We start from the raw sequence: 16371 nt of genomic DNA, 5'->3' as shown, positions 1-16371 counted from the left end.
TTATTTAGCCTGCGGCTTCCTTGCCGGCCGCAGGTTTTCTTCTTTCCATCAGCCGGTCCATGTCCGAGGATATCTTCCGGTCGGTGACCTGAGCGTAGACCTGCGTGCTGTCGATATTCGTATGGCCCATTATCCTGGCGATGCTCTCTATCGGAATGCCCGCGGTCAGTGTCAGGGTTCCGAACGAATGCCGGGCCATGTGGTAGGACAGGTTCTCTTTCATGCCTAATGCCACGCCCATTCCATGTACCTCGTACCAGAGGACATCGCGGACCGGCAGCGGGAATACCGGCCTGTCGTCATCCGTGGTGTTGTAAAGATCCAGTATCTGTCCGGCTATGGGATGCAGCGGGATGAACGCCTCCACGTCCGTTTTGGCGCGGCGGATGCGGATATACCTTCTTCCTTCCGAGGTCGTTCCGATGTGACGGGGATGGAGAGCCCTCGTATCCGCGTAGGCCAGACCGGTCAGCGAGGAGAAGATGAACGTCCTGCGCGCCAGCTCCATCATCGGGTCGGGCAGCGGGGTTTCCATCATCCGCTTCAGTTCACTGCGGCTGATATGCCTTAGTTTAGGTGCTTCTTTCCTCTCGTATGCCACGTCCTCTATCGGGTTGGCACGCAATACTTCCCGGTCCACGGCGATGTAGATGAGCCGGTTGAGCCAGCACAGGCAGTGGTTCACGTGTCCGTTCCTGTGTCCCAGCTCCTTCTTGAGAAAGACCTTGAACGATTCGGCGAACTCTTCGGTGATGTCCGAAAAGGCGATGTCCTTCATCCCGCGGGATTCGATGAACTGCCTGAGGTTAAGCTGCGTGGTCTTCGACTGGCGGTAGGTGGAGGTGGAATTGATCTCCTTGGAGCGGACCCTGAGCCGTTCGCGTTCCACCTCTCCGGCCTGCAGGAGGTATTCCGGCACGGAATTGGCACCGGATACGGTGGTCTTGAGCTGCTCGGCCGTGACCACTCCCTGGTTCCTCAGCAGGTTCCCATACGCCTCTTCCAGCCGGCTTCGGAAGGCGGCAAGGCGGTTGTTCTCCCTGGCTGTTTTGATTTCACACTTCTTGCTGTCCCAGTCTCCGGGTTTGCAATAGATGCCTGTCGTGACTGCCGATTTCTTTCCGTCGATGCTGATCCGGCAGAGGACGGCGGTCGTGCCGTCCGATTTTACCTTGTTACGGTTGATGTAGAATAAAAGCTTGAATGTACTGCGCATGATAATGATTGTTTAATTGTTTAAGGATTAAAGAATAAGTTTCAAATCGCAGGTTGCCTCGACGAACCTGTCCATGTCCTCGAACAGTCGCTTCGGAGTTACACGGGCATATATCTGGGTGGTCTTTATGTTGGAGTGTCCCAGCATTTTGCTGATGGTCTCGATCGGCACTCCCTCCTCGAGCGTGACCAATGAGGCGAAAGAATGCCTTCCCATGTGGTAGACAAGGTCCTGGCTCAGCCCCGCCATCAGGCGCAGGGATTTCATGTTGGCCCTGAGCGTATGGTAGTCCTGCGGCGGGAAGAGGGTGATGCGGGTATCGTCACGATACTTCCCGATCAACGCGAGTGCTTCCGGCAGCAACTTGACGCGTCCGAGGTAGTCGGTCTTCTTCCGCCGGTATTTCAGCCAGAGGCTGCCCTCGTCATCCTGGAAGAGGTTCTCCCGGGTGATGCTTACCGCATCGGCATAGGCGGTGCCGGTGTAACAGGCGAAGAGGAAGAGGTCCCGGGTGATGACATGTGACCTGCGTTTTTCCGGTATCTCCAGATCGCGTAGCTTCTCGAAATTCTCCCGGCTGAGTGCTTTCGGTGTTGTCTCCTTCTGCTTGGGCAGCTTGAAGTGGCAGAAATGGTATTTCTCCGAGTGCCCCTCCTTGTAGGCGATGCGGCAGATCTTTTTCAGGATGGACAGGTAATGGCGCACCGTCTCCATTGCCAGTTTCTTCTTTTCCAGGCAGAAGTCCTGATAGTCACGGATGAACTGCTCGTTGAGCTGTCCGAAGGCGAGGTCCGAGACCTTGAATTCCGTTTTGATGAATTCGGCAAGGGTGCGCCGGGTGTACACGTAGGTCGACATTGTCGTCGGTGCACGGTCCACGCCGACACGGGCCTTCATCTCCTCATTGTGCCGGTCGAGAAGTTTGAGCAGGGTCATCTGCATGCCCGCGTTACCCTGGAACATGTCCCTGACCGCGGCGGCATCGAAATCCTTTTTCCTTTCCATGAGGGAATTGAAGGCCGAGTGTACGGCAAGCAGCAGCCTCTCTATTTTTTCATTGGTCTCCACCGCTTCCCGGCTCTTGCCATTCAATCGGCTCTCACGCGCGTTCCATAGCCCGGGGGTACAGGAGAGCTTGCAGCTGAACTGCGCCATCGTGCGGTTGAGGGTGATCCGTCCCATGATCGGGGCCTTGCCGGTCTTGTCCGGCTCGCTCTTTTTCAGGTAGAGCAGCACCTTGAATTTTTCCACTTTCATAACGCTCTTTTTTAGGTTGTAAAAATACTCCTTTGAAAAGCGTCCTTTGGCATGCAAAACATTGATAAACAGTGAATACAAATCTGCTTTGTTCCTATCGGTAAAAATTCGGTTACCTGCCGTTGTTTTCGAAACAGGCGGCTAACAGTCTGGTAACTGAAACGTCGCAATATTTTGTTTTCTTTTGCAGGTCTGTCTGTTCTGCAAATCTTGCAAAATGCTTAATTATAAACGTTTTACGTTTAATTATCGTCATTCTGTTTTTTATTGCATTTCTAAATATTACTTACTGTTCACGTCATACGTTTGCAACGATGTTGCTCAGCAAGGGTGTTCCCATTGAGTCCGTTTCGAAGATGCTGGGACATACCAACATTAAAACAACACAAATCTATGCGCGTATCACCAACAAGAAAATTGAGCAGGATATGATGCAAGTCGCCGACAAGTTTGATGGCTTCAAAAACTGTTTCATCAATTAACCGACTTGCTTCTGTTCAATCCTTACTTCGAGGGAAAAGACCCGTTACACCTTTACCAAGCCGTATCATTCCAACAGGAAGATACGGCTTTTCCCATATTATACCTTTCCTCATGCCACTTTTATCCGTCCGAATGCTGCCGGAACAGACTGCCAGAAATAACCAGCACAAACGCAAGCGTCACCAGCTTCCATATCAAGACGAAAGTTTTCTTTACCAGCCATAATGCCAACCGCAGCATTACGCGAATAAGCCAAAGTGCAAACCGTATCAGCAAACCAATAAGAATGCAGACCGGCAACATATATATAAGGAGCAACAGTTCAAACATGGTCATCTGTTTTTTAGTTATAAATAATCTCTACGAGGTAGATTGTTATTACCAAATATACTAAAAATCAATGAAATACGCAAGGATTTATCTTCGTTTTATTCGTACCTATACATGCTTTTTCAACCTCTTTTTCTGTATTTGATGACCATGAACTCTGTGCTTGTCAAGCATTGTCATCCTGCAACTTTGAATACCATGCTGATATGCCCGAAGTTTTGAATGTCCAGAATGTGTAGGTTCTACAATACGATTACACCTTATTCTTCTTTTCCCTTTGGGTTCAGTTCCATAATAGCCGGTATCATTGTTCTTTTTCTCCTTCTATCACAGAACGCATGTTTACAGATTTTCATTGCTGAATGCTCTTTTCCTTGTGCTGTCATGGCTATTTGGATGATAAGCAAATAAACATAGGTTGAATAAAGACTGATGCCATAGTTATATATCCTATTGTCTTTCAGCTAATGCTCACATGGCAATATGATTGCACATTCTTCTGTTTACAGATTTGTTGTTCCTCTATCTCTTGTTTCACTCATTATGAAAACTGTGCAACACCAAGCAAACAAACGCAGGATGATGCAGCCATGTAACTGGCATGCCTCCGACAGCTAAACTTCAAGCCTTGTTTCTATAGCCACATGAACAACCGTCGGTTTTTACTTCATGCTTTGTGAACATTTCACCATGATATGGATGAACAAGGAGTCAATGAACAGGAACTTGGGAAACCTTTGAATGCAAGTCACAAGAATGCTTGATACACAGGTGAATTTAACAGAAGATTTTCTCTCAGAAAGATGTTGTGCATTTTTGCGCTTCGCAAAATTTTGCGGTAATTTGGGTCTGAAATCATCCCGGAAGAAATCGAACTGCGTTGCATATGGAGCCAAGCAAGTTGTACCCTTGTCATTACAAAACAAGTTTTGTCCTCACAAGGGTAACTTGCCGACTGCCGTGCAGCGGAGCGATGTGCATCGCTGTTTCGCTTCGCGAAATAGGTGTCCGGGAATCCGAACAACTAAAGTTATGGAATATGAAGAACCAGCGTACCAAAGTATTTCAGTTGCGGCTTACAGCGGACGAACTGTTGAACCTGAAGGAAAAAGCAGTTCCCTACCAGTCCGTGAGCAATTATATCCGCAAAGCTGTTGAAGAATTTACCCATGTGGATGTCAAACAACAGATTGAGATGATGCAGGACTTGTGTGCATTTTACCGAAAGTTCCAGAACGAACTGTCCTGGGCTGGCAGCAACCTGAATCAGTCGGTCAGACGGGTCAACGAACTGGCGGTTGCTGGACTGCTGTCACCCGGTTATGTGAATGAAGTCTTGCTCCCTTCGATTCAGGATGTACAGAACATCTTGAAAAGGATAAAGGATGACTTGGAAACTTTGAACAACAGAACACGGCTGATTAAGTAAAGGTAAACGGATATTTTGTATTTGGGTGTGATGAATAGACTAACCTGTATCCAGTTTTACAAGCGACCGGGATTTTTAGTCTGTCTGGTCCGCAACCCCAAGTTTCATGAGTCAGCAAACAAATATATAAATTATGATAGCAACCATACTTCCCGGAAGTGCAGACTTCCATGCAGTCGGTTATAACGAACACAAGGTCTATAAAGGAGTGGCCACCCTGCTGGAGATGCAGAACTTCGGTGGACTGGATACCTCGGAACATCCGACCGCCAAACAGCTGGTGCAATTTCTCCAGTTCTACAGTTCCCAGAACAGCCGGATTCAGAAACCGCAGTTCCATGTAGCCATTTCCTGCAAAGGGCATGAAATGTCGGAACAGCAGTTACTTGATTTCGCGCACCAATATCTGCAGGAAATGGGGTATGCCGAGCCCGGACAACCCTGGCTCATCTATGCACACCACGATACAGACAACACTCACTTGCACATTGTGACTTCGAGAGTGGCGCCCGACGGTCGTAAGATACAGCATGACCATGAACGCAGACGCTCGCAGGCGGTCATTGACAAGATACTCGGTATGGACCGGCAGCAGAAAACAGACAAGGACATCGAGGCTGCCAAGCAGTACAGCTTCTCCTCCTTTGCCCAGTTCAAGGCCGTGATGGGAACCATGGGCTATGAAGTCTTCCAGAAAGACGGGAACGTCTTCGTCAAGCAAGGCGGCCGAATCCAAAAGAAACTCCCCCTGACAGAGATTGAAGCCCTGTTCAAGAAAGGTTATCAGGACAAGTCACGCAACCGACAGCTGAGAGCCTATCTGAAAAAATACCGGGACGTATGCGCTAACAAAGAGGAACTACAGAAGGAAATGAAGAAGAACTTCGGAGTGGATGTGGTCTTCTTCGGAAAGAAAGACAAACCCTATGGCTATATGCTGATAGACCATGCCAACAAGACGGTCATTCATGGGGCCAGAGTCCTTGCCGTAGAAGAACTGCTGGACTTTGCTACTCCCGAACAACGCTTTGACCGGATAGAAGCATTCATAGACCAGCTGCTGACCCTCAATCCCAAGACCACTCAGGGAGAAATCTTCCAGAAACTCAAGAAACAGCGTGCCTATATAAAGAAAGGTGTCATCTACTACGATGGCAAGAGCAGACCCTTGCCCCCTTTCATGGCCAAGGCCATTGACCGCAACAACCGCATCAGCTTCATCGAGAAGTTCCGCCCTACCAATGACGCGGAAGTGGACTTGCTCTGTAAGGTTTTCAAGGTGGACCGTCCGGATCTGGTGGACATCTCAACAGAACGTCCTCCCAAGTATGCCGATTCCGTCGGCCGAATGCATGAAATCTTCAATGATCCCGAAATGAAGTCCCCCCGCAGTGCCATGTACCAGGAAGGCTTCATCATCCGTCAGGTAGATGATACCTACTATGCCATCAACTTCAAGGAGCATATCCTGATCAACCTGAATGAAGAAGGCTTCGATGTGGAACGGGTGAAGAAGAAATCCAAAAAGCAGAAGCGCCAGGGGGTGCCGTTCAAGAAGTCCAAGAAGAAGACGCTCAATCCGGTCAAGAGTCTGCAACGGAAGTCTCATCAAGGACTGGGCAAACTCCGGAAAGAAGGAGAAGGCAGTCACAGCGCCAACCGCGAATGGGAGGTTGGAAATAAGACCGACTACAATGATGTAGATGATGGACGTTCATTAAAGATGTAAGGAGCTTTTGGTTCTTTGCGGAAGAAGGAAACACTTGCTTACGGGAAAGTAACATTGTTTTAATCATGCAGATAAACGAATATTTATTAAACAGGCTATGGCTATAATCCGTAACCGGACAACCAATGGGGACCACTATTTTTTTGAAAGACTTTCATGGGACTGCCTACTGCAACCAATTCGGGCATATAGATTGAAAAACTCAGGTTCATCCGACTTATTTACCCATGTTTCTGCAATCTCAAGCACATTGATGTTGTGCATTTAGGTTTTCAATATCTCTGCACATATTTTTGCTTGCAAATTTAATTCAAGTAAAAACGACATGATACAGTCCCCTGTCATAGTAACCTTTGCCAACCAGAAAGGAGGAGTCGGAAAGACTACTCTTTGTGTGACCTTTGCCAATTACTTGGTGACGAAAGGTGTCCGTCTGGTAATAATCGACTGTGATTTTCAGCACTCGATTATGAAGTGCCGTAAGACAGACCTTAAAAAATATGGAGAGGAACAGGTGCCTTACGAAGTATGGGCTTATGAACCGGATGACAAGACGGCCATGACCTCCCTGATTGAAAAGTTGCATAATGATCCGGAGATTGATGTGGTGCTTATGGATTCACCGGGAAGTCTGAAAGCGGAAGGTCTGGTCCCCATGTTTGTCAATTCAGATATCATCGTTGTTCCTTTCCACTATGATCTGGTGACCGTTCCTTCCACAGCCAGTTTTCTGCTTTTTCTTGACAGACTTCGTCAGGTAGTTGGAGACCGTATGAATGCACAGCTCTTCATCATTCCCAACCTCAATGACAACCGCGTAGGAAAGCGCTCAGAACTGATACTTTGGGACAATACACGGGAAACGTTTTCTAATTACGGTTATGTAACCGGGAAAATACCGAAGCGTGCTGATATGGAGCGGTTCAGTACAGTGGCTGCACTGGATATGCAGATTCGTTATGTTGGCAATGTTTTCGACAAGATCTATTTCAGCATTTTCGGCAAGGTAACTCCAGTGAGGGAGGTAAAGCTTACCGGAATACAACTGACGGATAATCTTAATCAGAAAATAGGCAAGAAAAAAAATCGGGAAGAAGGTGTTACACATATTGCCATGGATGAAGATGGAAATGAAGAAGAACGCGAAGCAGGAGGTCTGTCTGCTGATACAACCGATAAGGAAGAATCGGAATATGAATGACGAGATTAAATTTATCAGTAACCATCAAATAACATAGCGCATGAAAAAAGACATTCCGGAAATTGGTGACTTGACACAAGGCATCAATGATTCTGACATTATCCTGACGCACGAGTTGCCCGAAATGTTGGAAAAATCATCCGGCCTCCAGGATCGGACGAATGATACAAGTGAGAAGAAAACGGAAACTGACGGAGAACCTATCCTTCTTTCTCCCTCAAAGGAGGTGGAAGATTATTGGACAGGATTTCTGAAAAATTTGGAAATTTCCGATGAAAGTAATGTCAAAAGCGAACGACTGGTATGCAGGCTAGACCGGGATCTGGCAGACTCGCTGGATGACTGCAACATCCATAACCGCAGCCGTTCGGATATGGTCAATGCCATTGTCCGTACATTCTTTGATATTTACCTTCTACAGCTTGTGCCGTTTCGCAGAGAAAAGAAATCATTGTTTACAAATTTCAATCAGAAAGATTATGAGAAAGAAAAGAACTAATTGGACAGAGCAGAAGATTGCGGTTCTTATCCAGCTCTATCCCATAGAAACAACCCCGAGAACCGCAGAGATTTTGGGCATGTGCGAACGTGCTGTAAAGGAAAAGGCCCGTAGCTTGGGGCTGAAGAAAGCGGTCAAAAGCCGTTGGATGGAGCATGCAGAATATGTACGCAATCATTTTGCTCACCGGTCTTATGCTGAGATAGGCAAGGAATTGGGAATTTCACGGGAATATGCCCGGCGCATTGCTGTTAGAATGGGATTGAAGCGTACTGCGTTGGAGGATTTTAAGGTGCTTTCACGAATCCATTCCGACATGATGCGGAGGGAAAGACGCAGGGTTATATTCGGGCTGAGTCCGATCACCCGCATTAAGGTTGTGTCCAACCGGGCACGGGTAAGACTCCGTTCATGGCTCAAGTCCAAAGGCTACATTGCCGGAGAGGAATACGGCATCCTTTATTATACGGATGACCTTCACCGGATTCAGGAATCAGAACTGAGAGGAGCCAAACTGGGCTTCCGTTTTCTGCCTTATCCGTCAGAGGAAACCCTTGTATTGTCAAACCTCCTATAACTACAGCTATGACCTACGGACAAGTAATCTTAATCCTCTTTGTGGTCTTGATAGGCTACTACGGCTTTCTGATATTCATGGACATCCAGCACCTGAAAGCAGCCGAGGCGGCAGCGCAGGAGAATCAATCCGAAGAGGAAATAGACATCACGGATGAAGCCCGTTCCTTCCAGCCCCAGCAGGTGACCCGGGACGATAAGAAGAAGGAAGAGGAAAAGAAGCAGGAAGAAGCAGGGAATGAAAATGATTCCAACACGGATAAACAGCAGACAACATCTGATGAACAACCGAATGAGAATGCTTCTAAAAGTGGTGAAGATGTTCTCGTTTCGGAAGAAACATCTTCAACTGAGAATCCTTCATCCGAAACAGGATCACAGACTCAATTTGCTGAGCCTGATAATAAAGAAGAAATATCTTCTTCAGAAGCTACTGATGAAGATGAAATTGAAGATACTTCCAATGCAGATGCCGAAACAGCCCCATCGGAAGCTGGAACTTCGGCCGGATCTAACTTCTCACCGACCTACCGGGAACCCATCCTGACAGACGGTATTCTGGTAGATGACATCTTCAAAGCCATCGACCAGCTGGCCGAAACCGGTGAATGTGACCTGGGTACCATTATCTATCACTGCGAAAGCATGCGATATGCCGGGTAATACACCAGATACTACTTGGACGAAAGTCCACCGTTCCTTTAGCGACCTCTGATACTTGAATGACCTCTGTTTCTTTGGCGACCTCTGTTCCTTTGGCGATGAAATCCATTATCAAAGAAATATACAATGAAACAATTCAATCAACTTGTATGCGGAAACCCAAACATCTTCCGCTCTATCCAGCGTTTTTCTGAAAAAGCAGTCAACCGCCTCATGGTCTGCAGTGCGGCACAGAAATGCCTCATGTTCATCTTTGCCCTTACGATATCGGTCGGTGAAGCGATGGCAGGCAGCAAGGGGGCCGCAGGTTTTACCAAAGCCACGCAGGAAGTGAGTTCCTACCAGACTCCGGTGTCAAATTTGATGAAAGCGATTGCGGCCGTTATTGTGCTTGTAGGGGCGTTTAACGTCTACTTCAAGATGCAGAACGGTGACCAGGATGTCAAGAAAACTATCATGCTGACGATTGGTGGCTGTATCGCATTTATCGCTCTTTCTGAGGCTCTTCCGCTCTTCTTTAAGTAATCCAATCTGTCAATATACTATCCGGAATTATGACGATGAATCAAGAGGGTTATCCCGTTTTCAAAGGCTTGCAGAAACCGCTGGAGTTCATGGGCATACGCGGTCGTTTTCTGACTTTGGCAGCAGCGGCCATCGGTGTGTCGTTCGTGGGTTTTATCGGTTTCTCCATCGCCTTGGGAAAGCTTGCAGGGTTCATCGCCATGCTGGTGATGGCAGTGGTCGGATTGGTCACCATTTACGTCAAGCAGCGTGGCGGTCTCCATAACAAACGGCGGGCAAAAGGTATCTATGTTTACAAGAATCTGAGACGCAACTCGTAAAATAAAATGAATGATTATGGCACGTACCAAGAAAAGAATATTTGACGGCCTTTATGCGCAGCTGGAGGAAACGGACGGCAATGTCGTCCTTTTTTCAGCCAAGGGGGAACCGTCGGTTATTTTCGAGATAACCAATCCCGTGCAGCAGCTCTGTACCGATGCGGAGCAGTACATGCTCTTTCAGGATGTGCTCTCCAATGTGGTACAGACGCTCGGCGAGGGTTATGCCCTGCAGAAACAGGACGTGCTCTGCAAGCAGTCCTACCACCATGAGGTGCCGGAGGATGCGGAGTTCCTGACCAAAAGCTACTTCCGTTACTTTGAGGGAAGAGAATTTACGGAGATACGTACCTACCTTATCCTCACGCAGGAGGTGCAGCGCAGCCAGTTCGTGCAGTACGACCCGAAGAAATGGCTGGACTTCCATTCCAAGGTTTCCAAGGTGAGCGACATCCTCAAGGAGAAGAACATCAAGCACCGGAAACTCAGTAAGACGGAAGTCGATGAGTATTGCCACCGCTTCATGGCCTTCCAGTTCCGGCATGGCCCGTTCTCCATGACCAACTTCAAGGCATCAGACGAATATCTGAAAATTGGCGACCGGGTAGTCCGTTCTTATCCGCTGGTGGATATAGACGAGATTAACCTGCCTTCGCTGGTGAAGCCCTACACACAGATGAACATCAACGGCTACGGCATCGCCACGGATTTGTTCTCTTTTCTGACGAGTGTGCCCCATGCCGATTGTGTGGTGTTCAACCAGGTGGTACAGATACCGAACCAACGGAAACTGCTGAGAAAACTCCAGGCCAAAGCCAAGCGTCACGGCTCCATGCCCGACCCGAGCAACAAGATTGCCAAGGAGGACATCGAGGAAGTGCTGGACCGCCTGGCGGTGGACAGCACGCAGCTGGTCTATTGCAATTTCAACATCCTGGTGAGCTGCCCGGCAGACAAGGTCACTCCGGTCACTTCCTATCTGGAAACCAAACTGTATGAGTGCGGCATCATGCCGTCCCGTACCGCCTACAACCAGTTGGAATTGTTTACAGATAGTTTCCCGGGAAACGGCTATGCCTTCAATCCGGACTATGACCTGTTCCTTACTTTATCTGATGCAGCTTTGTGCTTCTTCTTCAAGGAACACTTGAAAGGTTCGGAAGATACCCCGCTGACTACCTATTATACCGATCGCCAGGGGCTGCCGGTATGTATTGACATCACGGGGAAAGAGGGCAAGGTGAAGATGACGGACAATGCCAACTTCTTCTGTATCGGACCGAGTGGCAGTGGTAAGAGCTTCCACATGAACAGCGTGGTCAGACAGCTGCTGGAGCAAGAGACGGATGTGGTTATGGTTGATACGGGCGACTCCTATGAAGGTATCTGCGGTTACTACAAGGGCACTTACATATCCTATTCCAAGGAGAAGCCCATCTCCATGAATCCTTTCAAGGTAACAAAGGAAGAGTATGACTTGAACTTCGGGGAAAAGAAGAATTTCTTGAAGTCTTTGATATTCTTGATATTCAAAGGAAACGACTTTCCAAGTAAGATTGAGGACATGCTCATTAACCAGACCATCGTGGAATACTACGAAGCCTACTTCCATCCCTTCACCAAGTTCACCAAAAAGGAACGTGAAGGGTTGAGACAAAAGCTGTTGGTTGCCTCCAAGATGGAAGAAGACTACGACAAGTTTTCCCACAGTATGGAGGACATTGATGCCCAGATTCAGGATGCTGAAATGGACAAGCAGGCGGAAAGCAAGGCACTCATGCTTCCTGCAGAAGCCCGGCGACTCAAACTGCTCCGTCAGTGCCGTTCGCTCTATGCCCTTGCCCAAGATGAAGCTGCCAGCAAAGGGGAAAAGGAACGTGCCCTGCAGATTATCGAGAACTACAAGAAGGAACTCTACAACAACTCCATGCTTATCAAGATAGACAAGCAGATAGACCACATCGAGGAACAGAAACGCAGACTGAAAGTCCGTGAACTGTCCTTCAATTCCTTCTATGAGTTTGCCCTGGAACGCATTCCGCAAATCGTGGCACAGGAGAAGATTCAGTTCAACATCCGCGACTTCGCAGCTATCCTGAAGCAGTTCTACCGGGGAGGCGAACTGGAGATGACCCTGAACTCCGACCTGGACGTGAACCTCTTCGATGAGCAATTCATCGTCTTCGAAATCGACAAGATTAAGGATGACCCCGTGCTTTTCCCGATAGTTGTCTTGATTATCATGGATGTGTTCCTGCAGAAGATGCGCATCAAGAAAGGACGCAAGGCACTCATCATCGAGGAAGCGTGGAAGGCGATTGCTTCACCCACCATGGCAGAATATATAAAATATTTGTACAAAACGGTCAGAAAGTTCCACGGCATTGCAGGTGTCGTTACCCAGGAGTTGAACGATGTGATAGATTCGCCCATTGTGAAGGAAGCCATCATCAACAACTCCGATGTGAAGATACTGCTCGACCAGACCAAGTTCAAGGACCGCTACGAGGACATTGCCGCCATCCTGGGACTGACCCCCATTCAGCGGCAGCAGATATTTACCATCAATGCCCTGAACAACCGGGAAGGACGCAGCTACTTCAAGGAGGTGTGGATATGCCGGGGACAAAACTCGGATGTGTACGGTGTGGAAGAAGCACCGGAATGCTACTGGGCTTACACTACCGAACGCACGGAAAAGGAAGCCCTCAAACTCTATCTGGCCCACTACGGAACCATGCAGGAAGCCATCACGCATATCGAGGCGGACCGCAAACGGGACGGTGGCCATAAGTATCTGGAATTTGCCAGAAAAGTCAATCAACATCAAAAAGTCATGTCATTATGGTCAAGTTAAAATTTGCTTTTTTAGTCATGTTGTTTCTTACAGCATCTATTCAATCATTTGCAGGTTGGCGTGTAGTTGTGGACAAGAACTGCATCAAAATCGTATCGTCCAACCTTGCCGCCCAGAAACTCATCGAGGAACAGCACAATGCCCGGCTGGACACCATCGCCGCCAAGCAGCAGAAGGTGGAACTCTATTCGGTCAGCATGGCCACGATGAAGGAACTCTACAAACTGTCGATGCAGAACATCTCCGGCTTCGGTACGAAGAGCCTGTACTACAAGGAAATCGGCAGCTGCGCCTTCGACATCATCCGGAATGTGCCGGAACTGATAAAGACGGTCAGCAAGGCGAAGTTCACCAACCAGCTCTACTGCCTGACGGAATTGGGAGGGCTGGTGATGGAAACACAGCAGCTGGTGGGCAACTTCGTAAACATCGTGAACAATGCGAGGATTTCCAATCCGCTCAAGGGAGAAGGCACTGCCGAGAAGAAGAGCGACGGCTACAACATGCTCGACCGCTACGAACGGATGTCGCTGGCCAACTCCATCTACACCCACATGAATGAGATCCGCTACAAGGTGGACGGCATGATGCTCATGGCACAGTATGCCACGCTGAATGACCTCTGCTTTGCTATCGACCCCGAGGGATGGGCCAACATGGTCACCATGAAAAACCATGTGGACGGACTGGTATCGGACTGGAACGGACTAGTGGCTGCTAACTAAAAGATGAAAAAGCTATGGAACACTGGAAAAAGAAATTGGGCGCAGTCTGTCTGGTATTGTCCCTTCTGGTGCCGGGTACGGCCACTGCTGTGGTCATCCCCAAGGATCTGCCGACCATTGAAGCGCTGATAGCCCTGCACAAGTGCATCAAGAAGGACGAGGACCAGGCACTGGGCAGAGTGGTCACCAGCTTCGGGGAACAGTCGCTGGTGACGAAAGGTGCCAACAAGTTCAACGAGGTACGGACCACGCTGAACACCAAGATGAGCAATGCCCATTCCTATCTGGTACTGGCCGGAGCCATTTCCTCTACCGCCAACTCGCTCTACATGCTGGTGAAGGAGTACAAGGACTTTACCTCCAACACTTTCAAGCATGTCAAGAAGAAGCCCTTTGTAGGCTGGTACTATGCCGATGCCAACGTGGCGATAGCCCGGGAAGTGCAGCACTGCTACAAACTCTATGCTTCCGTGGCCGCCTCGGGCATCAACCTGATGAAGGCTTCCATGGACGAGAAGCTGAATCTGGTGATGACGCTCAAAGCCACCATCGACAAGGCCCGCTACATCGTGGACAATGCGAACCTCTACTGCTTTCTCATCACCGACTGCGGCTGGAAGCCCGACTACATCTGGGAAATACTCAACTCCAACGTGAAGGACGAGATAGCAAATCGTGTCATCAATCAATGGAACAAAGGATATGCGGTATAGAATTTTATTACTCTGCTTGCTGGGCATGACGATGGCTTCCGGTCTGCATGCCCAGCGAAAGGCCAATGATAAGGAGAAACAGCGGCAGTGGCGCTCCATGGAGAACGGCCCCTGGAATTTCGCACCGGACTGGTACTATTTCTTCCTTCATAAGAAATACTCGGGAGCGGAAATGTACTGGAAGTGGGCAGGATTTCAATCCGGCTTCCGGGTGCGCTTCAAGGAGCACAAGTCCAACGTGAAACGCATCATGCCCACCCGGGTGATGGCGGAAGAGACCCAGCGGCAGAAAATCAAGAAAGTGGAGGAAGAGCGGCAGAAGATGGAGGAACTCTATCAGGAGGAACTGCTCCGCGAGGCAGACCGCAACGTGGATCTGATGTTTCCTTCCTACAAGGACGAGTTCAACCGGATGCAGGACTGTATCACCGACGGACTGCTCTACTGCATGCAGAAAAGCAAGGGCAAGCTCCAGTACCAGGTGGACGAACTGAGCCGTCAGAATGAAATCCTCTGTGCCGACATCGCCTACATCCACAAGATGGGAGTCGGTTACGGACTGGAGAATGCCAAACGGCAGAAGGCTTACGAGGAAGCCCGGCAAAAGATGGAGGAACTGGTCAAACGGACCGCCAACCTCTGTGCAGTGGCTTCCACACACTATTAAAAGGATTATGTAATAAAAATAGAATGAAATATGAATCTACTGTTAGTACCATTAACCATCGGATTGCCTGCCATTGACGAGAGTCTGGACAAGCTGCTGGTCGCCATGGAAACCTTTCCCAATGTGGCGGTGCTGGGTGATGCCGTCGGACTGGCACGCATCATCGGCTTGCTGCTGGCGCTCTGTGTAGGCTCCTACGAATGCTGGATGATGATGCTCGGACGGCGCGGCATGGACGTGATGAAACTCCTGCGCATCATCGGCATTTCCATCTGTATCTCTTCTTCCTCGTGGATCTGTCAGGCCCTGCAGGTTCCCGGCAAAGGACTGGAAACCGCTACCAAGGCCATGGCAAAAGCCAAGAACAAGGAAGTGGCCGCTTTCGAGCTGAAGGTGGCACAGAAACAGAGTGAATACCTCGACCGCCTGCGGCAGGTACAGGACTCCATTTCCACCGCCCAGCAGGTAGCCGCCATCGGACAGGATGCTGCCTGGTGGGACAAACTCATCTACAACGTGGAGAATCTGGGCAACACCATCAACAACTATGCGCAGCGGGCAGCGGTGGCGGCTGAAACCAAGATGAGCGAATGGATCAACGATGTCATACGCTTTGTGGGGGAACTGATATTCCAGATGTCCTACTACGGCATTCTGGTGGCGCAGCGCATCTTCATGGCCATCATGATGATTTTCTGTCCCATCATGTTCGCCCTGTCTCTGGCTCCGCCCTGGAACTCGGCCTGGAGCCAGTGGATGTCGAAGTTCCTTTCCCTCTCGCTGTGGGGCTTTGTCACCTATATGTGCATCTACTACATTGACTTCATCCTGCTCTATAACCTGCAGCAGGACCTCATAGCTTACAACCACCTGCTTCATGGTTCGGTAAACTCCTGGGAACAGATCGGCGCACTGGGACTGCAGGGTATCGGTTCCAACTGTATGTATGCCATGGGGATGCTGGTGGGTGCCTATATCATCCGCTTTGTGCCCGAAGTGGCTTCCTGGCTAATTCCGGGCGGTGTCAGCTCCGGTGCAGGTTCAGCAGCCGGCAGTACCGTGATGGGCATGACAGCAATGGCAGGAGGTATGGCAGGAAGTGTGGTCGGCTCTGTAGCCAGCGGTGCCGCTTCTCTGGTCAGACCGGGCAAATCCAAGAACAGCAACAACAAGAAGTAATC

General features: G+C 49.2%; 17 protein-coding genes. 14 read left to right on the top strand and 3 right to left on the bottom strand.

Annotation, left to right across the window (positions count from 1 at the left end; translation table 11 throughout):
* Positions 1–4 precede the first annotated feature (4 nt).
* Both CZ225_RS16770 and CZ225_RS16765 read right to left on the bottom strand, forming a co-directional pair.
* Positions 5–1216 carry a site-specific integrase gene (locus CZ225_RS16770; protein WP_077153719.1) on the bottom strand — a complete coding sequence of 404 codons (1212 nt, stop codon included), beginning with the start codon at positions 1214–1216 and terminating at the stop codon, positions 5–7.
* A gap of 27 nt (positions 1217–1243) precedes the next feature.
* Positions 1244–2473, bottom strand: a complete 1230-nt coding sequence (locus tag CZ225_RS16765) for a site-specific integrase (RefSeq protein WP_077154756.1) — start codon at positions 2471–2473, stop codon at positions 1244–1246.
* 116 nt (positions 2474–2589) lie between these two features.
* Between CZ225_RS16765 and CZ225_RS16760 the strand changes: the two genes are divergently transcribed.
* Positions 2590–2955 carry a tyrosine-type recombinase/integrase gene (locus CZ225_RS16760; RefSeq protein WP_077154755.1) on the top strand — a complete coding sequence of 122 codons (366 nt, stop codon included), beginning with the start codon at positions 2590–2592 and terminating at the stop codon, positions 2953–2955.
* Positions 2956–3065: 110 nt separating this feature from the next.
* Here CZ225_RS16760 and CZ225_RS23725 read toward each other — a convergent pair whose 3' ends face one another.
* A complete protein-coding gene (locus CZ225_RS23725; RefSeq protein ID WP_159441783.1) occupies positions 3066–3212 on the bottom strand; it encodes a hypothetical protein in 147 nt (48 codons plus the stop codon).
* 1113 nt (positions 3213–4325) lie between these two features.
* Here CZ225_RS23725 and CZ225_RS16750 point away from each other — a divergent pair.
* The 13 genes from CZ225_RS16750 to CZ225_RS16690 all read left to right on the top strand — a co-directional run bounded on the left by CZ225_RS16750 (position 4326) and on the right by CZ225_RS16690 (position 16369).
* Positions 4326–4715, top strand: a complete 390-nt coding sequence (locus tag CZ225_RS16750) for a hypothetical protein (RefSeq protein ID WP_071122898.1) — start codon at positions 4326–4328, stop codon at positions 4713–4715.
* 133 nt (positions 4716–4848) lie between these two features.
* Entirely contained in the window at positions 4849–6444 is a 1596-nt protein-coding gene (locus CZ225_RS16745) for a relaxase/mobilization nuclease domain-containing protein (protein ID WP_071122482.1), read from the top strand.
* A gap of 325 nt (positions 6445–6769) precedes the next feature.
* Complete coding sequence (locus CZ225_RS16740) at positions 6770–7645, top strand: ParA family protein (RefSeq protein ID WP_071122481.1); 876 nt, start codon at positions 6770–6772, stop codon at positions 7643–7645.
* Positions 7646–7685: 40 nt separating this feature from the next.
* Positions 7686–8144 (top strand): hypothetical protein, encoded by a 459-nt coding sequence (locus CZ225_RS16735; protein ID WP_071122480.1) that lies wholly within the window; start codon positions 7686–7688, stop codon positions 8142–8144.
* Positions 8125–8721, top strand: coding sequence for a MarR family transcriptional regulator (locus tag CZ225_RS16730; RefSeq protein ID WP_071122479.1), 597 nt, complete (start codon positions 8125–8127; stop codon positions 8719–8721). Before CZ225_RS16735 ends, CZ225_RS16730 begins: the two co-directional genes overlap by 20 nt.
* A gap of 8 nt (positions 8722–8729) precedes the next feature.
* Entirely contained in the window at positions 8730–9383 is a 654-nt protein-coding gene (locus CZ225_RS16725; protein ID WP_071122478.1) for a hypothetical protein, read from the top strand.
* 213 nt (positions 9384–9596) lie between these two features.
* On the top strand, positions 9597–9908 hold the full coding sequence (locus CZ225_RS16720; protein ID WP_071122897.1) for a DUF4134 domain-containing protein: 312 nt from the start codon (positions 9597–9599) through the stop codon (positions 9906–9908).
* A gap of 29 nt (positions 9909–9937) precedes the next feature.
* Entirely contained in the window at positions 9938–10228 is a 291-nt protein-coding gene (locus CZ225_RS16715; RefSeq protein ID WP_071122477.1) for a DUF4133 domain-containing protein, read from the top strand.
* A gap of 16 nt (positions 10229–10244) precedes the next feature.
* Positions 10245–13085, top strand: a complete 2841-nt coding sequence (locus CZ225_RS16710; RefSeq protein WP_071122896.1) for a TraG family conjugative transposon ATPase — start codon at positions 10245–10247, stop codon at positions 13083–13085.
* On the top strand, positions 13073–13810 hold the full coding sequence (locus CZ225_RS16705) for a hypothetical protein (protein WP_071122476.1): 738 nt from the start codon (positions 13073–13075) through the stop codon (positions 13808–13810). Before CZ225_RS16710 ends, CZ225_RS16705 begins: the two co-directional genes overlap by 13 nt.
* Before the next feature lie 14 nt (positions 13811–13824).
* Complete coding sequence (locus tag CZ225_RS16700) at positions 13825–14523, top strand: hypothetical protein (RefSeq protein ID WP_071122475.1); 699 nt, start codon at positions 13825–13827, stop codon at positions 14521–14523.
* Between the two features lie 25 nt (positions 14524–14548).
* Entirely contained in the window at positions 14549–15190 is a 642-nt protein-coding gene (locus tag CZ225_RS16695) for a DUF5045 domain-containing protein (protein ID WP_200800565.1), read from the top strand.
* Between the two features lie 30 nt (positions 15191–15220).
* Complete coding sequence (locus CZ225_RS16690; RefSeq protein ID WP_071122473.1) at positions 15221–16369, top strand: TraJ family protein; 1149 nt, start codon at positions 15221–15223, stop codon at positions 16367–16369.
* Positions 16370–16371 lie beyond the last annotated feature (2 nt).

The sequence above is a fragment of the Bacteroides bouchesdurhonensis genome, from assembly GCF_900155865.1.
Taxonomy (GTDB): Bacteria; Bacteroidota; Bacteroidia; order Bacteroidales; family Bacteroidaceae; genus Bacteroides; species Bacteroides bouchesdurhonensis.
The sequence above is the reverse complement of the archived record's forward strand: the minus strand, read 5'-3'. Positions and strand labels throughout refer to the sequence as shown.